Below are 3,944 nucleotides of genomic sequence, written 5' to 3' on the forward strand. Positions count from 1 at the left end.
CCCCACGTCGGCAAACAGGTCCATGACGTGCTTTTCGCCCGCGGGCATCGCGTTGATGAACTCGCAGTAGCCGCCGCCCACCTCCAGCACCCGCGCCCCGTCCGGGACAAAGGGCCGCAGATAGGCCGCAATCTCGTTCCACACCCCGCGCCGCCGCGGGTCGTGGGTAAAGCGTGTGGCGTGATAGTCGCTGTGCTGCATGGCCTAGGTCCTGCTAAAGTCGGCCAGATGCGCAAACAGCTTGCGACCGGCGCGGATAAAGAACCGCACATCATCCACACTGCGCACGGACACCACCTTGCGCATAAGGAACGACGGTGACAGCGCCGCGCGGTAGAGTTCCTGCGTAAAGCCCATCACGTCGTCCTCGTCCACCGGGCTTTTCCACACGGAGCGCTTCATGTCGTAGTCGTCCCAGTCCTCGGTGGTCAGCCAGCCGTTTTCGCGGGCTTCCTGAAAGAGCGGCGTCCCCGGATACGGCACCACAATGGTGGCTTGCAGCGTATCGATATACCCGCGCGAGAACATGTCCTTGGCAAAGGCGATGGTCTGCTCGGCCTCGGCGCGCGTCTCCCACGGGTAGCCGACCATGGTGGTGATGTGCGGCTCCAGCCCAGCCTCCTTGGCCCATTGCAGGGTCTGGGAAATCTGCTCCACCTTTAGGCCCTTGTTCAGCCGGTCCAGCGTGGACTGCACCATGCTCTCAAGGCCAATGAGGATGAAGCGGAATCCCGCGCGTTTCATGAGCTTCCACTGCTCCGCGCTCAGCGCCCCACAGCGCATATTACAGCCCAGCACCACCTTGCGGTGCAGGCCGCGCTCTATGATGCCCTCGCAAAACTCCTCCAGCCACTTGCCTTTGGGAAAGCAGCCGCTGTCGTCAAAAATCTCGCGCACGCCAAGCTCCGTCACCAGCCGCTCCACTTCGTCCAAATGGCGTTTGACGCTGACGGTGCGGTAGGTTGCGCCGGGGTACAGTGTGGTCCAACTGCAAAAAGAGCAGCGCCCCCACCAGCAGTCGCGCCCCGCCATCACATAGGTGCCGGGCGTGTACTTAAAGTTGCCGTTCTTGTAGGCGTAGCGCTCCCACTGGGTCAGCTGGCGGTCAATGATGGGTAGCTGGTCCAGATTATGGCTGACGTCCGGCTCGCCGGTGCTCACCACATCCGCACCGCGCCGGTGCCACACGCCGCGCGGCAACTCGCCGCCGTGGTCCAGTGCGTCGCACAGGTCCGCCAGCACAAAATCGTAGTCCCCGCCTGTGATGACATAGTCCACGCCGCAGGCGTCCATGCTCTCGCGCGGCAGGGCCGTCACATGGTCGCCAAACAGCGCCACCTTCGGCCCCCAGTCGCACTCGCGCTTGATGCGGTCCACAATGGTCCAGTGGCGCTTGATGACCGGGGTCTTGCTTTCCATGGCGATGAGGTCCGGGCGCTCAACGCGCAGGCGCGCGAACCAGCTTTCGTGGTCCATCTCCTGCGCAATGGCGTCGTCCCACAGCACCTCATGCCCGCGCGAGGCCAGCAGCGTGGCCGCAGAGGCCGGCACCATGGGATAGATGTAGGTCGGGTTGCAGAACCACTGGAACTGCCGGTTCTGTGAAAGCAAGGGAACCCCTCTGGATGATTCCAGAGGCGGATAGGTGATGGAAACCTTCATGATGCAGTGCCCCGTTCTCGTTAGTCGGTTCCGGCGCGACGTTGCGGATGCGGCCACCATGGCCGGTCAGAACGCGGAGGAAGCTCGCTGTCGTCGTAGCTATCGTCCGAGTGTGCTCTTGAGGTCCCTGACGAAAAGGAACCCCTTCAGAAACCGCCACCCATACCAGAAATGCGTCCCCACAACGTAGGGGACCGTGGCAAGGGCGACGCGGGCGTCGCGCAGCCGCGCGAAGATGCCCAGAGTGGAAAAGGCAATGGCAAGGGCGTAGAGCGCCCAGCCAAGGGTATACAGTCCGGCAAACACGCTCCCGGCAAACAGCGCCACCCAGCCCACCACCACAAACAGGAAAAACGCCATGGGCATAAAGTAGCTGAGGCGGCGCGAGGTTTCGGGATAGCGCTTGGCAAAGACCCCCCGGTGCAGGCCATAGTTGCCCACCTGCCGCATATGCCGCACAAACCCGGAGCGCCGGTGGTGGTACACCACAGCCTCCGGCTCGTAGAGGATGCGCTTGCCGCGCTCCCGCACGATGTCGAGGCACAGCTTGGTGTCCTCGCCGGGCCAGTATTCGTTGTCGAAGCCGTTGACGGCGTGAAAGTCCTCGGTACGCACAAGCAGGTTCACCGAGGGCCAATCGTCCACAAAGAAGCGGCGGTCTCCGGGCCAATAGCGCCACGCGGCGGAGCCATTGAGGGGCGAGACGAATATCGCGCCGGATACCTTCTGCCAAAAGCCGTCATCCGGCGGCGTCACCTGCGGTCCGGCCACTGCGCCAATGGTCTCGTCCTCAAAATGGACCACGGCCTTCTCCAGCCAGTCCCCGGCGGGGTAGGCGTCGTCGTCGATAAAGGCCAGCACGCGCCCTGTGGCCACTGCCGCGCCCTCCTCACGCTTGATGGCCGGACTCACCGGGCCAGTAGGAAGAATGCGTACGTCCAACCCCAAGGCTTCGGACAGTTCGTCCGCCATGGGGGCGTCGGGAAGCAGGATGACCTCAAAGGACGGCCCGCGCAGGGTGCCAAGGTGGGTCAGGGTCTGGCGCAGATAGTCCGACGGTACCTGAAACGGAATAATCACCGACACCTCAGCCATGCGCGTGCCACCTCCCGATATCGGGATGTTTACAGACGCTCACGCTGCGCTCCGGGGGCGAACCATCGTCCTCGGCAAGGCGGCCGCAGGCCTGCCGCACAATAAACAGGGGCCGCCCCACCACCTCCGTATGAATATGCCCGATGTACAGGGCAATCATTCCAAGCGCGGCCAAAATCACGCCCACCAGCAGCGTATTGAGCACCACCACGTAGGCCATGGGCGTATAGAGCACATCGAAAAACACATCCGTGACCAGCATATAGCTCAAGAGGAGCGCGGTGATGAAAATGATGAATATTCCCAGATACCCGGTGAAGCGCAGCGGCGCGAGGGAAAAGGACGTTAGGCTGTTGACCGCAAGGCGCACGAGCTTGCGCAGGGAATAGGCGGGGCGGCCGGAACTGCGGCGCGGGGCCACAAATTCCACAAAACTCTTGTTAAAGCCCATCCAGTCGATGATGCCGCGGAACATGCGCGTGCGCTCGGTAAACGTGCACAGTGTTTCCACCACGCCACGGTCCAGCAGACGAAAGTCCGTGCTGTTGGGCGGAATTTCCACATCGGACAGGCGCGTCATGAGCATATAGAACACCTTGGAGCCAATCCGCTTAATAAAGGACGTGCCTTCATTGTGCTTGCGGATGCCCACCACGATGTCCGCGCCCTCCTCCCACTTGCGGATAAACTCCGGCAACAGGTCCGGCGGGTGCTGGAGGTCCGAGTCCATAAACAGCACAGCCTCGCTGCCGTTCATGGCTGTGACTCCCGCGGTGAGGGCCATCTCCTTGCCAAAATTGCGCGACAGGTTCAGCCCGCACACGCGCCCGTCACGGCGCGCCAGCTTTTCGATGACCTGCCACGAATTGTCCTTGCTCCCGTCGTTCACGAACAGGAGCTCCCACTCATAGCTGGGCACGGCGTCAAACGCCTCGCTCACCTTTTCGTGAAGGAGTTCAAGGTTTTCGGCCTCGTTGTACACGGGAACAACCACTGCGATGCGTGTCTTCATAGTGCAGCAAAACCGCCGTTTATACTGATAAATGAGACTTTTGCGATTATTCAATCATATACGGAAACGCGTCAGACAAGTCAAATGCAAACTTGATAAACAGCGCTACATTCCATACTGTATCATACACTGACGATATTGCTCGAACTTTCTCCCCCAGTCCTGTACACAAAAT

4 protein-coding genes are annotated in these 3,944 nt (G+C 61.3%); all 4 read right to left on the bottom strand.

The features are described from left to right. The coding region (locus ACY69P_RS14895) for a hypothetical protein (RefSeq protein ID WP_462328041.1) at positions 1-201 on the bottom strand (201 nt) is incomplete at its 3' end. A 3-nt stretch (positions 202-204) separates the two neighbouring features. Next, complete coding sequence (locus tag ACY69P_RS14900; protein ID WP_462328042.1) at positions 205-1,611, bottom strand: B12-binding domain-containing radical SAM protein; 1,407 nt, start codon at positions 1,609-1,611, stop codon at positions 205-207. Between the two features lie 150 nt (positions 1,612-1,761). Continuing rightward, entirely contained in the window at positions 1,762-2,757 is a 996-nt protein-coding gene (locus ACY69P_RS14905) for a glycosyltransferase (protein ID WP_462328043.1), read from the bottom strand. Further along, positions 2,750-3,769 (bottom strand): glycosyltransferase family 2 protein, encoded by a 1,020-nt coding sequence (locus ACY69P_RS14910; RefSeq protein ID WP_462328044.1) that lies wholly within the window; start codon positions 3,767-3,769, stop codon positions 2,750-2,752. The genes ACY69P_RS14905 and ACY69P_RS14910 overlap by 8 nt, the downstream gene beginning before the upstream one ends. Between the last annotated feature and the right edge of the window lie 175 nt (positions 3,770-3,944).

Source organism: Desulfobaculum sp. (assembly GCF_054921475.1).